Source organism: Mesorhizobium sp. M7A.F.Ca.AU.002.02.1.1 (assembly GCF_003998535.1).
Lineage (GTDB): Bacteria > Pseudomonadota > Alphaproteobacteria > Rhizobiales > Rhizobiaceae > Mesorhizobium > Mesorhizobium ciceri.
In genome coordinates, this window is sequence record NZ_RZPB01000556.1 from 1 (window position 1) to 4,087 (window position 4,087).

At 58.7% G+C, this 4,087-nt stretch carries 4 protein-coding genes and 1 pseudogene; 3 read left to right on the forward strand and 2 right to left on the reverse strand.

The genetic code is table 11. From position 1 onward, the window contains the following. Positions 1 to 200 precede the first annotated feature (200 nt). Positions 201 to 1,262: an alpha/beta hydrolase gene (locus EN879_RS26580; RefSeq protein ID WP_063170877.1), complete on the forward strand. Its 1,062-nt coding sequence runs from the start codon at positions 201 to 203 to the stop codon at positions 1,260 to 1,262. A gap of 131 nt (positions 1,263 to 1,393) precedes the next feature. After that, positions 1,394 to 2,374: a Dyp-type peroxidase gene (locus tag EN879_RS26585; RefSeq protein WP_206516555.1), complete on the forward strand. Its 981-nt coding sequence runs from the start codon at positions 1,394 to 1,396 to the stop codon at positions 2,372 to 2,374. Positions 2,375 to 2,409: 35 nt separating this feature from the next. Here the strand turns inward: EN879_RS26585 and EN879_RS26590 are convergent. Continuing rightward, positions 2,410 to 2,609, reverse strand: a pseudogene (locus EN879_RS26590) (ornithine cyclodeaminase); the annotation flags it as partial. Positions 2,610 to 2,749: 140 nt separating this feature from the next. Here EN879_RS26590 and EN879_RS26595 point away from each other — a divergent pair. After that, positions 2,750 to 3,226 (forward strand): Lrp/AsnC family transcriptional regulator, encoded by a 477-nt coding sequence (locus tag EN879_RS26595; RefSeq protein ID WP_082826771.1) that lies wholly within the window; start codon positions 2,750 to 2,752, stop codon positions 3,224 to 3,226. A 494-nt stretch (positions 3,227 to 3,720) separates the two neighbouring features. Here the strand turns inward: EN879_RS26595 and EN879_RS39115 are convergent, their stop codons facing one another. Further along, positions 3,721 to 3,933 carry a hypothetical protein gene (locus tag EN879_RS39115; RefSeq protein ID WP_164753728.1) on the reverse strand — a complete coding sequence of 71 codons (213 nt, stop codon included), beginning with the start codon at positions 3,931 to 3,933 and terminating at the stop codon, positions 3,721 to 3,723. Positions 3,934 to 4,087: the final 154 nt, after the last annotated feature.

Below are 4,087 nucleotides of genomic sequence, written 5' to 3' on the forward strand. Positions count from 1 at the left end.
TTTCTACACTGCCCGGCAATCGCGTCATTCCAGCTCAATGTATTTCTGAATTTCAGTCGGTGGAGCCACCGACGCCTCGACTGTCCAAAGAGGCTGCCAAGGCATGCAGGCCGGGAACGCCAAGCTGATGAATGAAGGTGATGCCAGTGCTGTGTCAAAAACAGGTGGCATCCGATGGTGCCGCGAACGAGGTTGCAAGAATGGAAAATACAAGACCGCCGGGAGAAATTGATCGCTATCGCAGGGCCTTTGTCGGCGTTGCCGCAATGGGTCTGGTTGCTACCCAGTTCACGACAGTTCGCACTGCTAAAGCACAATGCGTTTCAGAGCTGGGCGGAGCAACGACAGAACGATCGACGGCTGCCTCGTTCGCTGCGCTCAGGCAAATCGACGCCGGCTTGCTGAACGTTGGCTACGCTGAAGCTGGTCCATCCAACGGTCCCGTCGTTATCCTCCTTCACGGCTGGCCTTACGACATCCACAGCTTTGTCGATGTCGCTCCCTTGTTGGCGATGGCGGGCTATCGCGTGATCGTTCCGTACTCGCGCGGTCATGGCACGACGCACTTTCTCTCCAGTCAGACGGTCCGCAACGGCCAGCAGTCCGTGCTGGCTGTCGATGTCATCAAATTGATGGATGCGCTGAAGATCGGCGACGCGATCGTCGCCGGGTATGACTGGGGCGCACGCACAGCCTGCATCATCGCGGCGCTCTGGCCGGAGCGCTGCAATGCGCTCGTTTCGGTCAGCGGTTATCTGATCGGCAGTCTCGCGGCAAACAGAATGCCGCTGCCGCCGAAGGCCGAGCTCCAATGGTGGTATCAGTACTATTTCGCGACGGAACGCGGCCGGGCCGGGTATCAACAGTACCGGCGCGATTTCGCAAACCTTATCTGGCGGATCGCCTCGCCGAAGTGGGACTTTGACGACGCCACGTTCGATCGCAGCGCTGCGTGTCTCGACAACCCGGATCACGTCAGCATCGTCATCCACAATTACCGTTGGAGGCTCGGCCTGGTCCGAGGCGAGCCGGAATATGACGGCCTGGAAAAACGGCTGGCCGAAAGCCCGGTGATCACGGTGCCCACCATCACCCTTGAGGGGGATGCCAATGGCGCACCCCACCCCGACAGCAGTTCCTACGCCAAGAAATTTTCAGGCGGATACGCGCATCGGATCATCACCGGCGGAATTGGCCACAACTTGCCGCAGGAAGCCCCACGGGCTGTCGCCCAGGCAGTCATCGACGTCGGCGAATACTGATCGGGCAAAATCCTGACCAACTGAGGCGGAGATGATGCTGGGGTCATCTCGCGTCGGTGCTTGCAACTCCGCCCTTCCGCCGCCTGTGCCGGTCGACCAGTGGCGTTACGAACAAGATAAAGGGACCTATTGTGGATTCGACCTTGCCATCCGCTGTTTCGCAACCAGTCGTCGCGCAGCTGACGCGGGCCGCGATATTTCTCGTGGTGACGATAAATTCTGGACCAAAACACGAGGCGACGGTGCGGGCCTTATGTGCCGATCTTTCCACCCTCGTGCGCGCAGTCGGGTCCCGCGACCTGGACGGCCGGCTGTCGTGTGTCATGGCGTTTGGTTCAAATGCCTGGGACCGTTTGTTTGGAGCCTCCAGACCGAAGGACCTGCATCCATTTCGCGAGATACAAGGCCTGCATCACGCCGTCTCGACGCCAGGCGACATCCTCTTTCACATTCGTGCGCCGCGCATGGATCTTTGTTTCGAACTGGCGACGCAGATCATGTCGCGGCTCGATGGCGCAGTCTCCACAGCAGATGAGGTGCACGGCTTCAACTATTTCGATGACCGCGACCTGATCGGCTTCGTCGACGGCACGGAAAACCCGGTGGCTGAGCGCGCGGTCAAGGCCGCAATCATCGGCGAGGAGGACCCCATATTTGCCGGAGGCAGCTATGTGATAGTGCAAAAGTACCTGCATGATCTGAAAGCATGGAACGGGCTCCCAATCGAGGAGCAAGAGGGAATTGTTGGCAGGAAAAAACTCACCGATGTCGAGCTGGACGATGCCGTAAAGCCGACCTCCGCCCACAATGCGCTGACCACAATCATCGAGAACGGAGAGCAGTTGGAGATCGTCCGCGACAACATGCCATTCGGCGACGTGGGCAAGGGCGAGTTCGGCACTTATTTCATCGGCTACGCCCGTTCGCCGCGCAGAATCGAGCAGATGCTCGAGAACATGTTCATTGGCCGCCCGCCAGGCAACTACGATCGGTTGCTGGACTTCAGCCGTGCAGTCACCGGCAATTTGTTCTTCGTACCGTCGGCGACATTCCTGGAAAAGGTTGCGACGGGGGAAGCCATGTCGACCGCTGGTCTGGGCCCGTCGGGTTGACCTGTTCGGAGTCGCCGTCAAATAGGTTCCCACCAAATATCGATCACCCCGTCATGGGAATGGCTTGCCACGCGCGGTGTCTTGTCGAAGACCTCCCAGCGGCGAAAATCCCTCTCAATGGCGTCGGTCAGCTCGAACAGCATCGTCTCGATCCCGATGTGTGGATGAGGCGCATCATGTTGTCGACGCTGACGAAGGGCACCATGGCCTTTGCGGACGGAAGGGGGCTCGGCATGCTCGGTCTCCTGCGGGCTATCTGGACGTTTGCAGCCAGCGTACGGCCAAGCCATACTGATCAAAATCTCAACATCGCCCTGCAAATTGCGCAAGGATAGCAAATATGCCCAATGAAATTGTCAAATCGGTCAATATTCGATGATCGGCAGCGACATCGCAAAATATGCCCCCGATGCGCTCGACCGGGCAATCATCGCCCATCTGAGGGTAGACGGACGCGCCTCGCTGGCAAAACTTGCCGAAGCCGTCGGCGTCGCGAGAGGCACGATCCAGAACAGGCTCGACCGGCTTCTGGCAACGGGAACCCTCACGGGCTTCACGGTCCGCGTGCGGGAGGACTACGACGACAACGCAGTCCATGCCGTCATGATGATTGAGCTCGTCGGCAAATCGACGACACAGGTGAACCGCAAACTGCGCGGTCTTCCCGAGGTGCGCGCCTTGCATACGACGAACGGCAACTGGAGTGTCGAGTGGCGGGTGGTCGGGCCGCAAGGGGTCTGGCGTCATAGGCTAACCTCCAGTTGCGGCGATCCTGTCGTAGGCGGGGCGGCATCGCAAGAGAATTGGCTCTGCTGCGCACAGCCTGTAAGCCAGCGTGCAATTTTGATCTAATGCAGATTTGCTGGAGTGGCGGTCGTTTCCAATTCGCCGACCTAGTTGTCGACCGCGATCATCACGTCGGATGCCTTAACCGCAGCACAGGTTCCAGGCCGACTTCGAGGCCAGTTCGTCGTCCGCCTGATGAACGGCGGGTATCAGAATAGTGCCGTTCGCTCGCGAACGACGGGGGATGGAGTCGTGAGCTGACAAGAGAAACTTTGCCCGAGGACGCGTGTCAGCGAGCGTACGGTGCATCTAACCCGGTATCCAAGATCGAGCAGCTGCAAGATACAGCACATACCGAGGAAGCCGGAACCTCCCGTAACCAGCACTTGTTGGGATTGCGTAGGACGTTTCAGAGGTCTGATCATCGGCATCTGAAGTTGCGGGATTTCCATCGCAGTTTGAGCACTGATTCGATAGCCGACCACGCCCTTTCCCGATAGCTTGGTCCTCTCCCCGGAAAAGCACAATCTCATACAGCTGGAAGACATTCTGCCCGACGACTATGCAGTGTGGGTCAAACCACGCCAAAGTTCGGCTTGAAAATCGACGGCGGGCGGAACCGATCTTATGTCGATGAATAGGTCAAACCCTCGTTTTTCGAATAGATGCCTAACGCTGACAAACACCACGCCTACGGCGCGATCGACCCAAAGGTGCAGCCGGTAGGGAATGATGCGGATGAGCCCGGTGGGATGATCGGTCAGGACGGCCAAGGGTCGCGCCGCGCCACCGGCAACAACCCTAGAGCCACATTGCGACTGGTGCCGACATCTTTGTTGCGGAGGCCCAGGCAGCTTTATTCCCGTAAACCAGACATGCCAACGACAACACTTGAGGCCGCTGTTGCGCCAGGGTCGGCGAATCTTC

What these genes read in the sequence shown, in the direction of transcription:
- EN879_RS26580 (WP_063170877.1), top strand. Translation starts at nt 201, where the DNA reads ATGGAAAATACAAGACCGCCGGGAGAAATTGATCGCTATCGCAGGGCC.
- EN879_RS26595 (WP_082826771.1), top strand. Translation starts at nt 2,750, where the DNA reads ATGATCGGCAGCGACATCGCAAAATATGCCCCCGATGCGCTCGACCGG.